16 protein-coding genes are annotated in these 19,523 nt (G+C 71.2%); 5 read left to right on the top strand and 11 right to left on the bottom strand.

The window, feature by feature from the left end; genetic code table 11:
• Positions 1-74 precede the first annotated feature (74 nt).
• The 5 genes from HUT18_RS16445 to HUT18_RS16425 form a co-directional block, all read right to left on the bottom strand.
• Complete coding sequence (locus HUT18_RS16445; protein ID WP_176101401.1) at positions 75-497, bottom strand: DUF2000 domain-containing protein; 423 nt, start codon at positions 495-497, stop codon at positions 75-77.
• Complete coding sequence (locus HUT18_RS16440) at positions 494-1,579, bottom strand: DMT family transporter (protein ID WP_176101400.1); 1,086 nt, start codon at positions 1,577-1,579, stop codon at positions 494-496. Before HUT18_RS16440 ends, HUT18_RS16445 begins: the two co-directional genes overlap by 4 nt.
• 29 nt (positions 1,580-1,608) lie before the next feature.
• Positions 1,609-1,923: a Dabb family protein gene (locus tag HUT18_RS16435; protein WP_176101399.1), complete on the bottom strand. Its 315-nt coding sequence runs from the start codon at positions 1,921-1,923 to the stop codon at positions 1,609-1,611.
• A gap of 502 nt (positions 1,924-2,425) precedes the next feature.
• Positions 2,426-3,907 carry a hypothetical protein gene (locus HUT18_RS16430; RefSeq protein WP_176101398.1) on the bottom strand — a complete coding sequence of 494 codons (1,482 nt, stop codon included), beginning with the start codon at positions 3,905-3,907 and terminating at the stop codon, positions 2,426-2,428.
• Between the two features lie 211 nt (positions 3,908-4,118).
• Complete coding sequence (locus HUT18_RS16425; RefSeq protein WP_176101397.1) at positions 4,119-5,219, bottom strand: glycoside hydrolase family 16 protein; 1,101 nt, start codon at positions 5,217-5,219, stop codon at positions 4,119-4,121.
• A gap of 404 nt (positions 5,220-5,623) precedes the next feature.
• Here HUT18_RS16425 and HUT18_RS16420 point away from each other — a divergent pair, with 404 nt between their 5' ends.
• Positions 5,624-9,802 (top strand): WD40 repeat domain-containing protein, encoded by a 4,179-nt coding sequence (locus HUT18_RS16420; protein ID WP_176101396.1) that lies wholly within the window; start codon positions 5,624-5,626, stop codon positions 9,800-9,802.
• A gap of 3 nt (positions 9,803-9,805) precedes the next feature.
• Here the strand turns inward: HUT18_RS16420 and HUT18_RS16415 are convergent, their stop codons facing one another.
• On the bottom strand, positions 9,806-10,393 hold the full coding sequence (locus HUT18_RS16415; RefSeq protein ID WP_176101395.1) for a hypothetical protein: 588 nt from the start codon (positions 10,391-10,393) through the stop codon (positions 9,806-9,808).
• Positions 10,394-10,969: 576 nt separating this feature from the next.
• Here HUT18_RS16415 and HUT18_RS16410 point away from each other — a divergent pair.
• The 3 genes from HUT18_RS16410 to HUT18_RS16400 all read left to right on the top strand — a co-directional run bounded on the left by HUT18_RS16410 (position 10,970) and on the right by HUT18_RS16400 (position 14,282).
• Positions 10,970-12,340, top strand: coding sequence for a DUF2252 domain-containing protein (locus HUT18_RS16410; protein ID WP_254878639.1), 1,371 nt, complete (start codon positions 10,970-10,972; stop codon positions 12,338-12,340).
• A gap of 477 nt (positions 12,341-12,817) precedes the next feature.
• Positions 12,818-13,762 (top strand): J domain-containing protein, encoded by a 945-nt coding sequence (locus HUT18_RS16405; RefSeq protein ID WP_176101393.1) that lies wholly within the window; start codon positions 12,818-12,820, stop codon positions 13,760-13,762.
• 190 nt (positions 13,763-13,952) lie between these two features.
• A complete protein-coding gene (locus HUT18_RS16400) occupies positions 13,953-14,282 on the top strand; it encodes a rhodanese-like domain-containing protein (RefSeq protein ID WP_176104581.1) in 330 nt (109 codons plus the stop codon).
• A gap of 144 nt (positions 14,283-14,426) precedes the next feature.
• Here the strand turns inward: HUT18_RS16400 and HUT18_RS16395 are convergent, their stop codons facing one another.
• The 5 genes from HUT18_RS16395 to paaA are packed head-to-tail and all read right to left on the bottom strand — an operon-like array spanning position 14,427 to position 18,034.
• The gene (locus HUT18_RS16395) at positions 14,427-15,485 is read right to left on the bottom strand and encodes a 2Fe-2S iron-sulfur cluster-binding protein (protein WP_176101392.1); all 1,059 of its coding nucleotides are present in this window, start codon (positions 15,483-15,485) and stop codon (positions 14,427-14,429) included.
• The gene (gene paaD / locus HUT18_RS16390; RefSeq protein ID WP_176101391.1) at positions 15,485-16,024 is read right to left on the bottom strand and encodes a 1,2-phenylacetyl-CoA epoxidase subunit PaaD; all 540 of its coding nucleotides are present in this window, start codon (positions 16,022-16,024) and stop codon (positions 15,485-15,487) included. Before paaD ends, HUT18_RS16395 begins: the two co-directional genes overlap by 1 nt.
• Positions 16,018-16,734, bottom strand: coding sequence for a 1,2-phenylacetyl-CoA epoxidase subunit PaaC (gene paaC / locus HUT18_RS16385; protein ID WP_176101390.1), 717 nt, complete (start codon positions 16,732-16,734; stop codon positions 16,018-16,020). The genes paaD and paaC overlap by 7 nt, the downstream gene beginning before the upstream one ends.
• Complete coding sequence (gene paaB / locus HUT18_RS16380) at positions 16,731-17,021, bottom strand: 1,2-phenylacetyl-CoA epoxidase subunit PaaB (protein WP_176101389.1); 291 nt, start codon at positions 17,019-17,021, stop codon at positions 16,731-16,733. Before paaB ends, paaC begins: the two co-directional genes overlap by 4 nt.
• Entirely contained in the window at positions 17,018-18,034 is a 1,017-nt protein-coding gene (gene paaA, locus HUT18_RS16375) for a 1,2-phenylacetyl-CoA epoxidase subunit PaaA (protein WP_176101388.1), read from the bottom strand. Before paaA ends, paaB begins: the two co-directional genes overlap by 4 nt.
• 434 nt (positions 18,035-18,468) lie before the next feature.
• Here paaA and HUT18_RS16370 point away from each other — a divergent pair, with 434 nt between their 5' ends.
• The gene (locus HUT18_RS16370; RefSeq protein ID WP_176101387.1) at positions 18,469-19,302 is read left to right on the top strand and encodes a DUF5819 family protein; all 834 of its coding nucleotides are present in this window, start codon (positions 18,469-18,471) and stop codon (positions 19,300-19,302) included.
• The last annotated feature ends 221 nt before the right edge of the window (positions 19,303-19,523 follow it).

Raw genomic sequence — 19,523 nt, 5'->3', positions numbered from 1 at the left:
GGGTCGCGCCGTAGGCGTGGTGCGTAACTGGCTGTTCGTTGGCGGTTGTTCGTGGTTCCGGTGATACGGGGCCGTCAGCGCAGCAGGGCCAGGCTGCCGGTCCATTTGTTGAGCTGCTTGCGCGGTCCGAACAGGCCGACGGAGGAGTAGGCGAGGGCCGCCGACTCGCTCGCGCCCAGGCGCTCGATGTACTCGTCGTAGGTACGGCACGACTGCGCCAGATCGCTGAAGCCGACCACGACCACCTCGGGGTCCTCGGTGGCGGCGGCGTGGATCTCGGCGACCTTCTCGGCGGGCGCCTTGAGGATCGGTACGGGGATGAGGGTGATGCCCAGGTGCACGGCGCCGTCGGCGTCCTTCACGTCCTGGCCGATGAGTTCGGGGACGCTGCGGCCGAGGGTCAGCGAGACCACGGAGGCCGCGTTCACGGTGAGGCCCACCGGCAGGTCGTCGTTGACGACGATCACGCACTTGCTGTTCTTGACGTCGAGGCTCATTTTTTCGTTTCCAACTCGTGGTTCTTCAGGGGCTGTTCGGTGGATTCGTGGGCCGGGGCCGGGGCCGGGGCCGGGGCCGGGGCCGGGGAGGGGGCGCGGTCGGAGTCGGCGTCCGGGTCGGCGTCGGCGTCCGGGTCGGCGTCGGCGTCCGCGGCGGGTGCGGCCTTCGCCGGGCGGTTGCCCGCTCCCGCGCCGAGCACCACTCCGGTGATGACGACCAGACAGCCGATGCCCTCGGTCGCGCCGACCTCCTCGCCGGTGACGACGACGGCGGAGACCAGGCCGAAGACCGGGACGAGGTTGAGTACGTTGACGGCGGTGCTCGAAGTGACGTCGCGCAGGCCGTAGTTGTAGAGGACGAACGCGGCGATGGAGCACATGCCGGCCAGGAAGGCGAGCAGGCCGAGGTCCGCGGCGGTTGGCCGCTGCCAGTCGCCGAACTCCAGCGGGGTGAGCACGACGAAGCCGAGCGCGCCCGCCACGGTCTGGTAGTAGGTGCTGGTCAGCGGGGAGTGGCCGGGGCTGGTGCGGCGGGCGACGACGTTGTACGCGGCCCAGGCGACACCCGCGATGAGCAGGATGACGTCGCCGATCAGCCGGTCGCTGCCGCCCGCACTCGCGCTCTGCCGGACGATCAGCCACACCCCGGCGACTGCCAGGGCCATGCCGAGCACCCGGGACAGCGAGGGCTTCTCACGGTGCAGGGCGACTTCGAGGACCACGGTGATGATGGGGAACGCCGCGACGATGATGGCCGCGTCGGCCGCGGTCGCCAGGTCGACACCGACGTTCTCCAGGCCGAAATAGGCGGTGATGCCGAGCAGTCCGGCCCCGCCCATTGCCAGCGCCGACCTGCGCTCGACCGGCCGCCAGCCTTTCTGGAACCGTACGAGTACCGCGAGAATGAGGGCTGCCGCGGAGAATCTGATCGCGCCGATGGTCATCGGCGGAATATTTTTCAGGAGCACCTTGGTGACGGCGAAAGAGGTGCTCCAGATCAACGCCGCGGCGACGATGGCAAGGAGCGCCGCCAAAGGTGAACCCGAGCTTAACCGGGGCGACGACTCGGCGTCGTTCTTCATGAATTCTCCCGTCGATGCCGTGATTTCGGTTACTCGGCGGGATTCGGGTCGACCTCGAAGTCCACCACCGACCAGTCGGCGATCGCCCGCCACAGCTCCACCCCGCGTACGTGGTCGGGGTGGACGAGATAGCGGGCCACGGCATCCCGGTCGGCGAAGTCGCCGGTCAGTGCGAAGTCATGGGCGATGGCGCGCTGTGCCACGTTCCTGCCGCACTGCCAGTGGCCGATCTCGGGAATGTGGCGCGGGTGTTCCCGGGTCGCGGCCTCCGCCGCCTTTGCCCGCGGATCCGCCCAGGTGACACCGTCTTTGAACTTGAACAGCACGACATGACGAATCCCCACGTGCTCCCCCGTGTTCAACGCTCAAGACTCAAGGTTCAAGACGCAGGGCTTAAAGCTCAAGACTCAAGGCTCAATGGAATCGTGCTCAGTGAAATCGTACTCAGCGAAATGTCGCGTGGATTCAACTATCAATGATCCAAGCAGCATCGCCGCGCCGTAATCAACTCCGGTCCACTATTCGAGATCTGTGGTCAAATTCCGAATTGGCTGAAAGGGGGCTTGTTTTCGGTGTGCTGCACAGGTGTGCAAGCGGAGGAAATTGTTTCGTTTGTGGGGCGGCCCGGAAGCGGGCGGGTACGGGCACGGGAACGGGTACGGGCACAGGTACGGGAGGTCGCACGCGAAGGGCGGCCCCGTGAGGTGGTCACGGGGCCGCCCGGTTCGGCCGGTCTGGTCAGGCGGTCTGGTCAGCCGGTCTGGTCAGCCGGTCTGTTCGGCCGGTCGGCGGGTGCCTCAACGCCCTTTCAGTACGGGTTAGTTCAGTACGGGGTCGTTCGGCGTCTCACCGTCCGAGGGCCGACGAGAACGCCGCGCGTACGTCCGACTTGGCGGTGCTGACGTACTGCTGCTCGTCGGGCCCGGTGTCGTACATGTAGTACTCGTAGTCCAGCGTGCGTGGGCAACTGCCGCCGCTGATCTGGACGTCACGCTTGCTGACGAGCTTGCCGGTGCGCAGCTCGTAGACCTTCACCGGGATCTTGACCTTGTGGAAGGAGACCTCCTGGAGGTTGGCGGGCGAGCTGGTCTCCGGATAGACCGGGATCGGCTTCACGATGCCGGAGCCCTCGTACTCGTAGCTGCACGTGTCGACGGTGTCGCCGTAGTCCGCCTCGCCCGCGCAGGCCACCATCGCGGCCTTCGTCGGGTCGTCGGTGCGCCAGTCGCCCGGCAGTTGCTTCGTGTACGCGTCGTCGCCGAGGAACAGCGTGCGGCCGCCCTTGCGGGAGGGCGCGTCGCTGTACTTGGTGGGGTGGGCGCAGTAGCCGGAGGTGTTGTCGGTGGCCTGGTCGACGAGTTCGTCGACCTTCTCCAGTTCCCCGGACACGATCGCCTTGCGCAGCCCCTTGCGGGCCCGGTCGACGCGCGAGTCCTGGGGGAACTCCTCGACGAGCCGCTGGTAGCGGCCCTTGGCGCGGTCCCAGGACGAGGTGTCCATCAGGGAGTCGGCGCAGCCGAGCAGCGCGGCGGGCGCGGCGTTCTCGGCGGCGTCCGCGGAGGAGTCGAGCAGGTTGCGGGTGGGCTTCCTGTCCTCGCGGATCCAGTCGGTGGCCGTGACGGTCTCGCAGGTGCCGGAGCCGTCCAGCCTGCCCAGGAACTCGTTCAGTACGGTCCTGGCCGTGGCGGTGTTCCCGGAGTCGGCGAGCACCTCGTCGAGCAGGGTGAAGCCCCGGGCCAGGCTGCGGGTGTCGCCGGTGCGACGCAGCGCGGACCGTGCCTCGTAGAGCAGTTCGCAGGCGTCGGCCGTCGCATCCCCCTCGGCCACCACGGTGGCCCCGGTGAGCCGGTGCCGCAGCCCCACCCGGTCCTGCGCCTCAAGAGCCTTCGCGCAGTCGCCGTCCTCGCGGGCCGCGCTGACGTCCGACTCGATGGCGTGCGCGTCGAGCCGCAGCAGCCCGGCGGTCAGCGCCACCACCGCCGTGACCGAGGCCGCCGCCACCCGCTGCCGGGTCCGGTTGCCGCCCTGCCCGGCCGCGCCGCGCGCCAGATACCAGCCGTGCGCGACGACGGCCACCCACCACAGCAGCAGCACGACCTCGCACCACCGCTCCGCCTGCGACCGGTACAGATTGACCAGCACGACGCCGACCACCACCGCGGCGAGTGCGAACTTCCTCCGCCCGAGGAAGAGGTAACCCAGCCCCAGCAGCGAGGCGTTGCCGAGCGCCACCGCCAACGGATCCTGCGCCGCGGCGGGTTGGCGCTCCGGCGGGCGCTCGGGCGGTGCGGGCTCCGGGGAGCCCCCCTCGTACGTCGGGGTGTCCATGTCCGGTGTCCTCCTTCGTGAACGAACGGTTCGATCGGGGCGAACGGATGAGCGGGGTGCACGGGGTGTGCGGGGTGTGCGGGGTGTGCGGGATGAACAGGTCTTCGGCGAGGGCCTGTTGCGGTGGGGGTGGGGGCGGTTTGGTGACGGACAGGTACAGCAGTACCGCTCGCGGGGTGGCCGCGCCCATGGAAAGGAGATGGAATACGGATTACGGGCGGCCTCTGGCGGGTGCTGCCCCGAGTCCATCGGCTCCCTCGGCTCCCTCTGCTCCATGGGCTCCATCGGTTTCAGCCGATCCCTCTGCTACCTCCGCTGCTCCCTCTGCTCCGTCTGTTCCATCGGCCTCGTCCGGGGCGTACACGCGTGCCCAGTCCACCTCGTAGACCGCGCTCTGCAGTCCGCTGCCGTGGAAGTTGTCGAGCTGGATGGTCTGGTGCAGCGCGGGGGCGCACTGGATGCAGTCGCGGCTGTCGTTGGCGCCGCCGGAGAACCGGAACCACTCGACACCGTCGACGAATCCGCGTACGTGATCAGGGGTCCACTCGACGGCGATGTTGTGCCACTCGCGCAGGTCGACGCCGCACTTGCGCGCGAACTCCTGTTGTACGGGCACGTCTTCGGGGTGCGGGTAGTGCAGGAACGCCTCGGCGCACTGTTCGCCGGGCGCGCCGTTCTCCAGGTAGTCGTACTCGCCGTCCTCGGGCCAGGCATCGGAGTCAGGCCAGAGGATGAGCAGCGGGTGGTACTGCTTCGCGTTGTCCTCGCCGGTCGCCCGGGAACGCACCCGCGCCTCCCACCGCCCGTACCGTTGCCCGTACGGCGAGGCCAGCCAGCCCGTGTCGCCGTCCGCCTCACCCGTCATCCGCAACTTGCCGCCGACCACCCGGGTGTTGGCGTCGCAGCGGCGCCCGTTGCCCGCGTGCCCGGGCCAGCACGCTCCTGGCTCGCCGCCCGCCAGCCGCCACTTGTCGCGGTCCGGTACGGCGGGCTCGGCCTCGGAACCGTAGGCGAACTCGTCCGACCAGGCGGGCAACGGCTGCCCCCAGCCGTGGACTTGGGCGGCGGTGCCGGCCTGCGGGGCGCCCGGTTCGCCTTGGGTGCGCCGCGCGTCCTGCGTGCCCTTGGTGTTCCGCGCGTCCTGCTTGCCGTGAGTGTGCCGGGCGTCTTGTGGCGCCTCGGCACCCAGCAGTGCGGCCGTGAGCACCGCGGCCGTGGCGGCGAAGCCGAGCCGCTGGAGCCTGCGGAGGCGCCGGAGCGCGCGGAGCTGGCGGGGTCGCGGGGGCCGCCCGGATCGGGGTCGTCGGTGCATGACTCTCCTTGGATACGAACGTCCGGCTGTGCGCGGGCCGCCCCCCTCCTGCGGCCCGCGGTCCAATGGGAGCCCCTGGGCGGCTTGTTCAGCAGCCCGGTGGCGGGGACTGAACATCGCGCGTGGAGGCCGTCCGCACTTCGCGAGTGGACGCTGTCCGCCCCTCGCGAGTGGAGACCGCCTGCGTGCCGCCTGCGCGTACGGAGGTGCGTGGGGGCATGGGGTTGCGCGGGAGCGGAGGGGCCGAACATCGCGCGGACGCCGTGAAGTTCCCGTGAACTGCGCTGCGGGACAGGGTGGTTGGGCGGGATCTTCGGTGGCAGGCCCTGCCGGAAGTGTGGGGGCGGGTGCCCGCGCGGAGACGGTGCGGACGGTGCGGTGGGCGGGAAGGCGGGGCGGCCGGGGTGGCGGGGCAGGGCACGGGACGCAAGGAGAAGGAACTCGACCCCGGGGCCGGGCCGGTGCAGCGGTTCGCCGCCCAGTTGCGGGCCCTGCGCGAGTCGGCGGGACGGCCGACGTACCGGACGATGGCGCAGGACGTCCCCTTCGGCGTGACCGCTCTGTCGCAGGCGGCCGCCGGGGACCGGATGCCCTCCCTCGCGGTGACCCTGGCGTATGTGAGGGCCTGCGACGGCGACGCACAGGAGTGGGAGCGGCGCTGGCACGAGGCAGCAGCGCGGGTCACTCGTGCTGCCGCCGACGAGGGCGAGTCCCCGTATCGCGGCCTGACCAGGTTCGAACCGGACGACGCCGACCTGTTCTTCGGGCGTGAACGTCTGGTGGAGAAGCTCACGCGGCTGGCCGCCGCACACCGGTTCACCGCCGTCTTCGGACCGTCCGGCAGCGGCAAGTCCTCGCTGCTGCGCGCCGGTCTGGTCCCCTGGCTGCGCACGCCCCCGCCCGGCACCCCCGCCCCGGCGGCCGTCCGCATCCTCACGCCGGGACCCGCCCCGCTCACCACCCACGGGCCGCGCCTGACTCCGGTACCGGACACCGAAGCGGGCAAGGGTGCCGACAAGCGTGCCGATAAACATGCAGACAGGCAGGCCGACAGGCATGCCGACACCTGGCTGCTCGTCGACCAGTTCGAGGAGTTGTACAGCCTCGGCGTCGACCCGGCCGAGCGGGACGCCTTCATCGACCGTCTCGTGGCGGCGACCGAGGAGGACAGCCGGTTGCGCGTCGTCGTCGCGGTACGCGCCGACTTCCTCGGCCGCTGCGCCGAACACCACGGCCTGGCCGTCGCCCTCCAGGACGCCACCCTGCTCGCCGCGCCGATGAGCCCCGAGGAACTGCGGGAGGTCATCGTCCGCCCGGCCGCCAAGTCCGGGCTGACCGTGGAACGTTCACTGACCGCACGGCTCCTCGAAGAGGTGGCGGGCGCCCCCGGCGCGCTGCCCCTCCTCTCGCACGCCCTCCTGGAAACCTGGCGCCACCGATGCGGCCGCTCCCTCACCGAGTCCGCCTACGAGGCGGCGGGCGGCCTGCGCGGCGCCGTGGTCCGCACCGCCGAGCAGGTCTACGGCGAACTCACCTCATCCCAAGCCGAGTTGGCGCGCCGTATCTTCCTGCGCCTGGTCGCGCCCGGCGACGGCACCCCCGACACCCGGCGCCCCGCCGAACACACCGAACTCGACTTCGGCGACCCCGAGGACAGCCGTCTCGTACGGGACCGCCTGGTCCGCGCCCGCCTGCTCACCTTCGACGACGACACCGTCAACCTCGCCCACGAGGCCCTCATCAGCGCCTGGCCCCGGCTGCGCGAGTGGATCGACACCGAACGCGACCGTCTGCGCCTGCACCGCTCCCTCTCCGAAGCGGCCCGCACCTGGCGCGAACTGGGCCGCGAGAACGCCGCTCTGTACGCGGGGTCCCGGCTGTCGGCGGCGTGGGAGGCGTTCGGGATTCAGCGGGAGACGTTCGGGGTTCACCGGGAGGCGTTCGGGGTTCACCGGGAGGCGTTCGGGGTTCAGCGGAAGTCATTCGGGATTCAGGTGCGGCGGGGGCGGGATCTTCCACTCCGGCGGCGGGAGCGTGGTGGGCGGGAGCGTGGTGAGCGGCGCACCGCTCTCCGGCGGCCAGAGCGCGGTGAGCGGGAGCGCGGTGACCAGCGCACCGCACGCTGGGACGAACTCACCCCACTGGAGGGCGAGTTCCTCGCCGCCTCGCTCAACCGGCGGCGGCGTGCGGTGCTGCGGCGCCGTACGGTGGTCGCGCTGCTCGCCGTGCTCGCGCTGCTGACCTCGGGCACCGCCGTACTCGCCCTGCACGCCCGCACCGACGCCCAGGCGGAGCGGGACGCGGCGGTGCACGGCCGGATCACCGCCGAGGCGGACCGGCTGCGCGACACCAGGGCATCGCTGGCCGCCCGCCTCGACGTCGCCGCCGAGCGCCTGCGCCACACCCCCGACCTGCGCACCCGCCTGGCCGGCGACGCGGGCCGGGTGCTGTCCGCGCGCCTGTCCGGACACCGCGGCATCGGCACCTCCGTCGCCTACGCGCCGGACGGCCGCACCCTGGCCAGCGGCGCCCACGACGGCACCGTACGCCTCTGGGACACCGCGACCCGGGGCCGCGATCCGGGCCCGCTCGGCAAGCCGCTGCGCGGCGGCACCGGCGAGGTCGGCGCCCTCGCCTTCGCGCCCGACGGCCGCAGCCTGGTGAGTACCGGGGAGCGGGGCGCCGTCCATGTATGGGACGTGCGCGACCGCACGCACCCGCGCCGCCTCGGCCGCCCCCTGCACGGCCACCACGGCGAGAACATCGTCGCCGCCGCCTTCGCCCCGCACGGCGACCTGCTGGCCACCGCGGGCGACGACGGCACCGCCCAGCTCTGGGACCTCTCAACTCCCGCGACGCCACGCCCCGTTGGCGATCCCCTCCGGGCCGGAGGCCGCAGCGCCCGCGCGGTCGCCTTCGCCCCCGACGGCCGTACCCTCGCCACCGCCGGATACGACGGCACCGTACGCACCTGGAAGGTCACCCACGACGGGGCCACCCCGCTCGGCGAGCCGCTGCGCGCCCACGCGGACCCCGCCTGGTCACTCGCCTTCTCCCCGGACGGCACTACTCTCGCCACCGCCGGATTCGACGAGACCGTACGCCTGTGGGACGCCTCAAGTCCCGGCCGCCTCAAGCCACTTGGCGACCCGCTCACCACCCACGACGCCCCCGTGCTGTCGGTGGCCTTCAGCCCGGACGGCCGTACGCTGGCCACCGCCGGACGCGACGACACCGTGGTCCTGTGGAACGTGCGCAACCCCGCCTACCCGCACCAGATCGGCGAGCCCCTCACCGGCCACACCGCGGAGGTCTGGGAGGTGACCTTCGCCCCCGACGGCCGCACCCTCGCCAGCACCGGCTCCGACCGCACCGTCCGGCTCTGGCACCGCCCGCCCACGGTCCTCGACGACTTCACCAACCCACTGACCTCCGTCGCCCACCGCCCCGACGGCCGCCTGCTCGCCGTGGCCAGTACCGACGACGCCCTCGTCCGCCTGTGGGACCTCCGCCGCCCCGACCATCCGCGCCGCCTCCCTCGCTCCCTCACGGGCAACGAATCCGCCGTCCGCGCAGTCGCCTTCTCCCCGGACGGCCACCTGGTGGCCACCGCTGCCGAGGACGGCACGGTACGCCTCTGGGACGTATCAACTCCTGCTCGGCCCAAGGTGGTTGGGGGCGGACCGGTGTCCGCTCATCGGGGCGGTGCGCTGACGGTCGCGTTCTCCCCGGACGGCCGCACGCTCGCGAGTGCGGGGGTGGATCGGAGGGTGCGGCTTTGGGATGTGCGGGGAGTACGAGAGAAGAGCGGGGGCGGGAGTAGGGCCGAGAGGTGGATGCGGCCCGTGGGTAACGCCCTTGTGGGGCACGGTGATTGGGTGCGGTCGGTGGTGTACGCGCCGGATGGGCAGACCTTGGCCAGTGCGGGGGAGGACGGGGTCGTGCGGTTGTGGGATGTGGGCGCGTGGGTGGGCTCGGGTGGGGATAGGGACGCGGGCGGGGGTGCGGGTAAGGACGCGGGCTCGGGTGCGGACGCGGGTGCGGGTGCCGATGTGGAGGGTGCGGAAGGGGAGGCGGGGGACGGGGTCGCGTTGGCCGAACTCACCGCGCACGACGGGCCGGTGGCGTCAGTGGCCTTCAGCACGGACGGCCGTACCCTCGCCACCGCCGGGCAGGACCGCACGGTCCGCCTGTGGGACGTACGCGACCCCGCGCGCACCCACCCTCTCGACACCCTGACCGGACACCGCGGCGAGGTCACCTCGGTCGCGTTCGGCGGGGACGACCGGATGCTGGCCAGCGGCGGCGAGGACGGCACGGTACGCCTCTGGGACCTGACCGACCCGTCCCACGCCACGCCCTACGGCGGCGAACTCACTGGCCACCTCGGCACCGTCACCTCGGTCTCCTTCCACCCCGACGGCACCACCCTCGCCTCCACCAGCTACGACCTCACCGCTCGCATCTGGGACCTCGACACGGACCGCGCGGTGGACTACGTCTGCGCCCACACGTCCGGCGTTCTCACGAAGGCCGAATGGCGAGAGCAGCTACCGCAGTTGGGGGTTCGGGAGGGGTGCTAGGGCTCACACCGCTTTGAAGTTCAGTACGGCGCCGTCACCGCTCCGGCCGACCATCGTGACCTGGGCGCCTCGGCCGTCGGCGAGCCCGAAGGTGGCCTGCCCACCCCCGCCACCGAGGCTGGCCTGACCGCCCGACCACAGCATGGTGACCCCGCCCTTGTGCACGGTCACGTGAATGTCGATCCCGTCGATCGTCACATCGGTGGGCGCAGCGATCAGAAGCTCACAACTCCCGTCCGCACAGGCGCTCTTGTTCGTCCCGTCGGCGGCTTTGGGCGGGGCCGACTCGGTACGGGACGGAGTGGGCGAGGCGGCGGCCGAGGGCGAGTCCGAGTCCGAGGCCGGGCCTGTCGGTTCCCCGCCCGGTGCGTGGTCGCCGGACGAGGGTGCCTTGCTTGCCGCCGCGCCGTTCGTCTTGTCCGCTGCGGCGGAGTTGTCGTCCTCCGAGCCCCCGGATCCGCAGGCGCCGACGGTCAGCAGCAGGGCGGCGGCCACGATCCCGGCACGTAGCGCGGACTTGGCGGTACGTACGTTCCCGGTGGCAGTACGAGGTGCTCGGGCACCGAGGCTCTCCGTCTCCCTTGTGGGCATCCGGCGGTCCCTTCACTTTCGGGGTGGGGCTGATGTGTGGCATGCGGTGTGCGGCGTGCGCTGTGGGGCGTGCGGGTGTGGTGGCGCGGGTGTGGTGTTGGTGTGCTGCGGTCTCTCACCGTGCTGAAGTCAGTCCATCCCGTACGGGGTTGTTCAGCGACCCGTTCCGGGGACCGAACAACCCGATGCGGTTACGGCGGTGACGGAGGCGAGGCGGTTCCCTGCCGACTTCTCTGTGTGTGGCGGTTATCCACAGCCATGCAGTTGTCCACAGCTATGGAGTTGTCCACAGGCCCGAACGACTTCCCCGAACCCCGGGTAGCGTCATGCCCGATTCACCAGAACTTCGCTGCCCGGTCCACCGGCGACCACCCTTCAGGGCAGCCCTGTACGAAGACGGGGGAGGAGTCCGGCATGGCAGAAAACCCTGCACCGGCAGAGGGCGCAGTGTCGCCGGAAGCACACGCGACACAGGCAGAAGCGGCACAGCCAGAAGAAGCTGCATCGGCGAGAGCGGCATCCGAGCCGTCATCCGCGTCGTCCGGAACGTCCGGGAGCGCGTCGCCGCGTCGGCCGGTGGTGCCCGGCTTCGCCAAGTGGCCCACGGACTCGTCCCCGAAGGCCGAGGGCAAGACACTACGGGAACGTGTCCCGCGATCCGCCCACGCGGACTTCACCGTGGACCCGTCACGGCCGGACGCGGTGCGCGCGGTGGAGGAATCCAACGCGGGCCGCCTGCCCGAGCTCACACCGATACGGGTGGGCAGGATGGCGGCCACCCCGTTCGCCTTCCTCCGGGGCTCGGCCGGACTGATGGCCCACGACCTGGCCCGCACACCCCACAGCGGCATCGGCACACAGATCTGCGGCGACGCCCACGCGGCCAACTTCGGCCTCTACGGAGACGCGCGCGGCGGCCTCGTCATCGATCTCAACGACTTCGACGAGACGGCGCACGGCCCGTGGGAGTGGGACGTCAAACGCCTCGCCACCTCCCTGGTCCTGGCAGGCCGCGAGTGCGGGGCCACGGAGGACACATGCCGCCGGGCCGCCCACGACGCCGTCGGCGCGTACCGCCGCACGATGCGTCTGCTGGCACGCATGCCGGCCCTGGAAGCCTGGAACGCGATCGCGGACGAGGAGCTCGTCTCCCACACCGACGCCCACGACCTCCTCGGCACCCTGGAACGCGTCTCGGAGAAGGCGCGCAACAACACCAGCGGCAGATTCGCGGCCAGGTCGACCGAGCACACCGAGGACGGCGGCCGCCGCTTCGTGGACGCGCCGCCCGTGCTGCGCCGCGTTCCCGACGTCGAGGCCGCGGCCGTGGCCACATCGCTCGGCGCCTACCTGGACACGGTCTCGGAGGACAGACTCCCGCTGCTGGCCCGCTACGCCCTCCACGACGTCGCCTTCCGCGTCGTCGGCACCGGCAGCGTGGGCACCCGCTCCTACGTGGTCCTGCTCCTGGACCACCGGGGCGAGCCCCTCGTCCTCCAGGTCAAGGAGGCAAGACCCTCCGCGCTGGTCCCCCATCTGCGTACGGCCGGTTTCACTCCCGAGCCCGTCGCACACGAGGGACGGCGCGTGGTCCTCGGCCAGAAGCGGATGCAGGTCGTCAGCGACATCCTGCTCGGCTGGACGACGGTGGGCGGACTCCCTTACCAGGTAAGGCAGTTCCGCAACCGCAAGGGCAGCGTGGACCCGGCAGCCCTGGCCACCGACCAGCTCGACGACTACGGCCGCATGACCGGCGCCCTCCTCGCCCGAGCCCACGCCCACAGCGCCGACCCCCGCCTGATCGCGGGCTACTGCGGCAAGAACGAAGAACTCGACGAAGCGATGGCCACCTTCGCCGTCACCTACGCCGACCAAACCGAGGCAGACCACACCGCCCTCCTCACCGCCGTACGCACGGGCAAGGTGGCGGCGGAGATGGGGGTGTGAGAGCGGACAGAGGGCGCCCGACGCGTGGAGACGAGATGTCGTGAGCTTGGCGGGGCCGTCGGAGCCGTCAGCGTTGTCGGAGGTGCGGGAGTCGTCCGAGTTGTCGAAGCCATTGGGGCCGCGCTGAGAGTTCGACGTGGCGAGCGGGACTGAGGTTCGGGAGGGGATCCCCGAGGGACTTCTGGTCCTGGCGTGAACTGCCGTAGGGCGGGTGGGGGTGGGCGGGCGTCCGGCCTGGCGCTGAGTTGCTCTCGGCCAGGGGCTGCGGTGAGTGGTCCGAGGACCGACCCGAAGGTGGTCGGCGGCCGACCAAGACTCGGTCCGGGCGAGACACGGGCGAGGCGGAGAGGAGTGGGGGCGGGGCAGAGGGCGGGGTGGGGCGGGAGGGGGAGGGGGGAGGGAGGGGGCCCCAGAGGCACACCGAACCCACGATCCCGAGCCACCCCCACCCCCCACCCCGTGCCCTAGGCTGGTCGGGTGACCACCCCGGAAGCCGAGCGCCCCCAGTCCAAACGCCCTGACGAGGCTGCTCCCCGGACGGCCGCCTCGGCCGAGCCAGGGCCCACCGCGGGAGACACGTCGGCCACCGGAGAGGCACCGGCCATCGGAGAGGTATCGCCCGAGGAACGGCCAGAGGAACGGCCGGAGGAACGGCCGGAGGAGCGGCTCGAGCGTGCGGTCCGGGCTGCCGAGCAGGCGCTCATCGAGTACGAGATCGCCGTCGAGAGCTTCCGGATCGAGGTCGAGAACTTCTCGCGCCTGCACCACCAGCGCCTCGGCCCGATGTACACCCGTCTCGACGAGCTCGACGCCCAGATCGCCGAGGCCAAGGCCGCCAGGACCGGTGACCCGGAGGACCTGCGCAAGGCGCAGGAGGCCCGGGCGCGCGTACTGCCGATGCCCTCCGTCGAGGAGCTCTTCCACGGCTGGATGGACAGCGACGGGCTGTACCCCGAGGCCAGCGCGATGCTGACCGAACAGCCGGTGCGTCCCCCGCAGCGGGTACGCCCCAGTGACGAGGCCCGGCGCCTGTACCGGGAACTGGCGCGCAAGTCCCACCCGGATCTCGCCCAGGACGAGCCGGAACGGCGCCGTCGTGACGAATTCATCACCCGCGTCAACGCCGCCTACGCACGCGGCGACGAGCCCATGCTGCGTGAACTGTCCGACGAGTGGGACGCGGGCCCGGCGCCGAAAGAACAGCGTCTGAGCGAGAGCGAGGAGCTGTACGCGCGTCTGGAGTGGCTGGCGCAGCGCAAGGAACTCCTCTCCGTCGTCGCCAAGGACCTGGAGGAGGGGGCGATCGGATCCATGCTGCGTATGGCACCCGACGACCCCGACCGTCTCCTCGAAGAGGTGGCCGAGCAGCTCTTGGCCCAAGTGGCCGAGCGCGAGGAAGAGTTGGCGCTGCTCCTCGCCTGACGCGCGAACCCCGCTGCGGCAGATGAGCGGTCGCCCGGCCTGACCCCGGCGGGCCCGGCCTGACCCCGGAGGAGGCCGCTACCGCACGCACCTTGCGCTGTGCCCCCGGCCCCGCCCCTCCACTCAGGAGGTGCTGCCCGGAAAGCCTCGGCTGTCCGGTAGCGTCGCGGGTATGCAGTTCGGAACTGGTGTGCCCACGGTCCTGGTCGACGACGTGACCGACAGCGACTTCCTGCTGGACGTCCGGGAGCACAATGAATGGGAGGCAGGGCATGCCCACGGCGCCCTGCACATCCCGATGAGCGAGTTCGTCGCACGCTTCGGCGAGCTGACCGAGGCCGCCCCCGAGGACGGCCGCGTCAAGGTGATCTGCCGCTCCGGCGGACGTTCGGCCCAGGTGACGATGTACCTGGTCCAGCAGGGCATCGACGCGGTGAACGTCGACGGCGGCATGCAGGCCTGGGAGGCCCTCGGCCGCCCGGTCGTCGACAACCAGGGCCAGCCGGGCGCCGTCGTCTGACGACGGCCCGCAGCGGCAGGGGCCTCGCGGTGAGAGAGACCCCGCAGTGACGGCCCAACCTCACTGACGTCGGCCGCGTGCCCAAGCTCGGAGCAGCCCCGGACCGCCGGAGCCCCAGGCCCCTGGGGCTCCGGGACTCTGTCCTCACCTGTCGAAGTCCACCTCCACCTTCTCCGTGGCCGGGTGGGACTGGCAGGCGAGGATGTATCCGGCCTCCGTCTCCTCCGGTTCCAGGGCGAAGTTGCGGTCCATCCGTACGTCGCCGGAGACGAGGAAGGCGCGGCAGGTTCCGCAGACGCCGCCCTTGCACGCGTAGGGCGCGTCGGAGCGGTTGCGCAGCACCGTCTCCAGGACTGTTTCGCCGTCCTGCACGGACCAGCTGCCGGAACGGCCGTCGAGCTGGGCTGTGACAGTGCTGTGCTCCGGGCCCACGGTGTCCGCCGGGCGCGGGGGCGCCGGGTCGACGTGGAAGATCTCCTGGTGGACACGGGTGCGTTCCACACCGAGCTCCCGCAGCGCGTTCTCCGCGGACTGCACGAGTCCGTACGGGCCGCACAGGAACCAGCCCTCGACCTCCTGCACCGGGAGCAGTGCGGGCAGGAGGGTGCCGAGGCGTTCCTGGTCCAGCCGTCCGGAGGGGAGTCCGGCCTGCTGCTCCTCCCGGGAGAGGGCGGTGGCCAGCTGGAACCGGTCGGGGTAGCGGTCCTTCAGATCGGCCACTTCGTCGAGGAACATCGTGGACGCCGCTGTCCGGTCGGTGCGCAGCAGGCAGAACCGCGCGGTGGGTTCCTGCGCCAGGAGCGTCGCGGCGATGGAGAGCACGGGGGTGATTCCGCTGCCGCCGACGACCGCCGCGTACAGTCCCGGGGCCGGTTCCAGGATGAAGCGTCCGGCAGGTGTCATGACCTCGACGTCGTCGCCGGGGGCGAGCTCTTTGAGTGCGTACGTGGAGAAGTTGCCGCCCTCGATGAACCGCACACCGACGCGCAGCCGGTCCGGTCCGGCGGAGTGGGGTGCGGGGGAGCAGATCGAGTAGGTGCGGCGGATCTCCTCGCCGTCGACGATGCGCCGCAGTGCGAGGTGCTGTCCGGGCGCGTGCCGGTACTCCTCGCGCAGCTGGGGCGGTACGTCGAAGGTGATCGCCACGGAGTCGTCGGTGAGACGGTCGACCGCCGCAACCCTGAGGGGGTGGAAGCGGGCCATCACAACTCCTTGAAGTGGTCGAAGGGTTCGCGGCAGTCCAGGCAGCGGCGCAGTGCCTTGCACGCGGTGGAGGAGAACCGGCTGAGCAGTTCGGTGCGCGACGAGTCGCAGTGCGGGCAGCGCACGGGTTCCTCTTCGGTGACCGCTTGCGGTGCCGTACCGCGGGTGGGGCCGAGGGCGACGCTGACCGGGCCCGCGTTCCGTGTCGTGCGCGGCGGGGCGATGCCGTATTCCCGGAGTTTGCGCCGGCCCTCTTCGGAGATGTCGTCCGTGCTCCATGGCGGCGCGAGGACGGATCGCACGGTGACGTCCGGTATGCCGTGTGCGTGCAGGACCCGTTCGATGTCGGCCGACATGGTGTCGATGGCGGGGCAGCCGGTGTAGGTGGGGGTGAGTTCCACTTCCACGCTGCCGGGGCCGGTGAGGTGCACTTCGCGCAGGACGCCGAGTTCGGCCAGGGTCAGTGCGGGCAGCTCGGGGTCGGGTACGGCGCCCGCGAGTTGGCGCAGTTCGGCTTCGAGACGGGTGTCGGTCACCATGTTGCCCCCGGGTGGCTGCGATGCAGGTGCTGCATCTCGGCGATCATCCGGCCGAAGGGCTCGGTGTGCAGGCCCTGACGTCCGGCCCCGGCGGCCAAGGCGCGGGAGCGGGTGCCTTCGGGCGGCGTCAGGGTGGCGGTGGTGAGCACGGTGGTGACGGACTCCAGCCAGTCGCGTTCCATCTGCTGCCAGTCGACGGGTACGCCGTCCACGGGCTGGAACATCTCGCCGGTGTACTGCCACAGTTCGTCGGCCGCGGCCTGCATCCGCCGGTGGCTCTCCTCGGTGCCGTCGCCCAGGCGCCGGGTCCACTGCTCGGCGTGGTCCTGGTGGTACGTGACCTCGTGTACGGCCTTGGCGGCGAGCGGCGCGAACTCGTTGTCCGTGGAGGCGAGTTGGCCGTAGAGGAGTTTCTGGTACGTCGAGAAGTAGAGCTGGCGGGCGAGGGTGTGGGCGAAGTCGCCGTTGGGCTGTTCGACGAGCTGGAGGTTGCGGAAGTCGCGTTCCTCGCGGAGGTAGGCGAGTTCGTCCTCGTCCCCGGCCAGGGAGAGCAGGACCCGGGCCTGGCCCAGCAGGTCCAGGGCGATGTTGGCGAGGGCGACTTCTTCTTCGAGCACCGGGGCGTGACCGGCCCACTCCCCCAGTCGGTGCGAGAGCACCAGGGCGTCGTCGCCGAGGGCGAGGGCCGCGGTGCGGTTGGGCGTGGTCACAGGTGCTTCACTCCGTCCGGGATTTCGTAGAACGTCGGGTGCCGGTAGGGCTTGTCGGCGGTGGGTTCGAAGAAGGGGTCGCGTTCGTCGGGGGAGGAGGCGGTGATCTCGCCGGAGGGGACGACCCAGATCGACACGCCTTCGCCACGACGGGTGTACAGGTCACGGGCGTTGCGCAGGGCGAGTTCGGCGTCGGGTGCGTGCACGCTCCCGGCGTGGGTGTGGGAGAGGCCGCGGCGTGAGCGGACGAAGACCTCCCACAGGGGCCAGCTGGCAGGGGTGCTCATACCGTTGCCTTTCGTGTTTCGGCGCCCGCTGCGGTGGGCGTGCTGTGGTGCTTGCGGGCGTAGGCCTCGGCGGCCTCGCGTACCCAGCTGCCGTTCTCGTGGGCGGTGCGTCGCTGGGTGATGCGCTGTGCGTTGCACGGGCCGTTGCCCTTGAGGACTTCCTGGAACTCGGTCCAGTCGATGACCCCGAAGTCCCAGTGCCCGCTCTCCTCGTTCCAGCGCAGGTCGGGGTCCGGCAGGGTGAGGCCGAGGGATTCGGCCTGGGGCACACAGATGTCCACGAAGCGCTGGCGCAGTTCGTCGTTGGAGAACCGCTTGATCTTCCATGCCATGGACTGGGCGGAGTGCGCGGACTCGTTGTCCGGCGGGCCGAACATCATCAGCGAGGGCCACCACCAGCGGTTGACGGCGTCCTGCGCCATCTCGTGCTGGGCCGCGGTGCCGCGGCTGAGGGCCAGCAGCAGCTCGTAGCCCTGGCGCTGGTGGAAGGACTCCTCCTTGCAGACGCGGACCATGGCGCGTGCATAGGGGCCGTAGGAGCACCGGCACAGGGGGACCTGGTTGGTGATGGCGGCGCCGTCCACGAGCCAGCCGATGGCGCCGACGTCGGCCCAGGTGAGCGTGGGGTAGTTGAAGATCGACGAGTACTTCTGGCGGCCGGAGTGGAGCTTGTCGAGCAGCTCGTCACGGCTGGTGCCGAGGGTTTCGGCGGCGCCGTAGAGGTAGAGGCCGTGTCCCGCCTCGTCCTGGACCTTGGCCATCAGGATGGCCTTGCGCCGGAGCGAGGGCGCGCGCGTGATCCAGTTGGCTTCCGGCTGCATGCCGATGATCTCGGAGTGCGCGTGCTGCGCGATCTGGCGCACGAGTGACGCGCGGTAGGCGTCGGGCATCCAGTCGCGTGGCTCGATGCGCTCGTCCGCTGCCACCGCGGCCTCGAACGCCGCCTCGTATGCCTCTGCGGACATGCCCCCGTCCGCGCTGCCGGGCGCAGGATGCGCCGCTGCTGTCGCCATGCCGGTCCCCTTCGACTCCGTACACAGCCGACCGATCGTTCGGTTGTGTCGATCTCCATGGTGGGACCGGCTGCGTAAGGTGTCAACCCTGTGGATAACCTCGGGCGGATTGGTCCGGGTGGGTGTCCACTGTTTACGGTTCGCCTGCGGGTGGATCGGCAGGGACGCGGCGGTGAGAGAGCGGCTCGGCCGCTGCTTCAGCCCCGGATGTTCGCGGGGCCGCGAGCACGCGGAACGACGCGGCCGGCCCGCAGGAACCGGGGAAACCCGGCCGGGGACGGTCCGGCGCGGTGGGGTGAGGGAACCCGATCGGGCCGAGCGGTGTCCATGCTTCGGGCGAGCAGAACAGGTCCGCTGCGGAGGTCTCGCGGCAGGGCGCAGTTGAACGCCGCAGAGAGTGCGGCGCGGGACACGAGTGGGAGATCGGGGGAACGATGGACGCGGACGACCGGAACATCGGCGGCCCCGCCCCAGGGCGCCCGGGCCCGGACGAATGGCGCGTGCGCGGGGCGCACGACAGCGCGTACGCCGATGCGCCCTCCTCGGCCATGTCCCCGCCCCGTCCGCCGGGCATCGCGGGCCTCTCGATGCGCTACCAGATCGTGGCCGCACTGGCCCTGGCCGCCGTGGTGGTCGTCGCAGGCGTGCACGTCCTGATGGTGTTCCTGCACGTGTCCCCTCCGAACACCATGACCAAGGAACACGGTCAGGCGGTGGACGAGTGGGTGTACCCGGAGTTCGAACAGAACTGGAAGCTCTTCGCGCCCAACCCGCTGCAGCAGAACATCTCGGTGCAGGCCCGCGCCCAGGTCCGCCGGGACGACGGCGGAATCGCCACCACACGCTGGTACGACCTGTCCGCCATGGACGGCGCCGCGATCGACGGCAACCTTCTGCCGAGCCATACCGAGCAGAACGAACTGCGTCGCGCCTGGGACTTCTACGTCGCCTCGCACGACAACCGGAACCAGCCCACGGGAACCCGGGGCGAACTCTCCGAGCAGTACATCCGCCGTATCGCGCTGCTGCGCCTGGACCGTGAGCAGGCGGGCGGCCCCGGCTGCGCGGTGCATCGGCTGCAGCTGCGCTCGCGTACCACGCAGGTCCGCCCGCCGGACTGGAGCGACGAGAAGGCGGTCGCCAAGCCGCTCGTACGAGAACTGCCCTGGTGGTCGGTGAGCCCGCAGGACGTGCCGCTCGGCGGCGCCGACGACGCGAAGCCGGGCCGCTGCGACCCCGCCCCGGCCCTGGAGGCGGAGCAACGGTGAGCCAGGTACCTGCCGAGAACCCCGACGAGCGTGCCGTGGACGGCGGCGCGGCGGAGATACAGGGACCGTCGGTGGACGGATCGCCCATCGACGAACTGCCCACCGATGAACTGCACACCGGCGAGGTGTCCACCGACGGATCGCCCACCGACGAACTGCCGGTCGAAGGATCGGCGGTCGAAGGATCCTCGATCCGCCGATCCCTGATCCCCGGACCAACG

Origin of the sequence: Streptomyces sp. NA04227 (assembly GCF_013364195.1) — a bacterium.
In the GTDB taxonomy this organism is placed as follows: Bacteria; Actinomycetota; Actinomycetes; order Streptomycetales; family Streptomycetaceae; genus Streptomyces.
This window is presented reverse-complemented; position numbering and strand designations above follow the sequence as displayed.

Excerpts from the sequence above, each read along its gene's own strand:
- HUT18_RS16415 (WP_176101395.1), bottom strand. The coding sequence starts at position 10,393 with ATGCCCACAAGGGAGACGGAGAGCCTCGGTGCCCGAGCACCTCGTACT.
- HUT18_RS16395 (WP_176101392.1), bottom strand. The coding sequence starts at position 15,485 with ATGGCCCGCTTCCACCCCCTCAGGGTTGCGGCGGTCGACCGTCTCACC.
- paaA (WP_176101388.1), bottom strand. The coding sequence starts at position 18,034 with ATGGCGACAGCAGCGGCGCATCCTGCGCCCGGCAGCGCGGACGGGGGC.
- HUT18_RS16370 (WP_176101387.1), top strand. The coding sequence starts at position 18,469 with ATGGACGCGGACGACCGGAACATCGGCGGCCCCGCCCCAGGGCGCCCG.
- HUT18_RS16445 (WP_176101401.1), bottom strand. The coding sequence starts at position 497 with ATGAGCCTCGACGTCAAGAACAGCAAGTGCGTGATCGTCGTCAACGAC.
- HUT18_RS16430 (WP_176101398.1), bottom strand. The coding sequence starts at position 3,907 with ATGGACACCCCGACGTACGAGGGGGGCTCCCCGGAGCCCGCACCGCCC.
- HUT18_RS16425 (WP_176101397.1), bottom strand. The coding sequence starts at position 5,219 with ATGCACCGACGACCCCGATCCGGGCGGCCCCCGCGACCCCGCCAGCTC.
- paaD (WP_176101391.1), bottom strand. The coding sequence starts at position 16,024 with ATGGTGACCGACACCCGTCTCGAAGCCGAACTGCGCCAACTCGCGGGC.
- paaB (WP_176101389.1), bottom strand. The coding sequence starts at position 17,021 with ATGAGCACCCCTGCCAGCTGGCCCCTGTGGGAGGTCTTCGTCCGCTCA.
- HUT18_RS16440 (WP_176101400.1), bottom strand. The coding sequence starts at position 1,579 with ATGAAGAACGACGCCGAGTCGTCGCCCCGGTTAAGCTCGGGTTCACCT.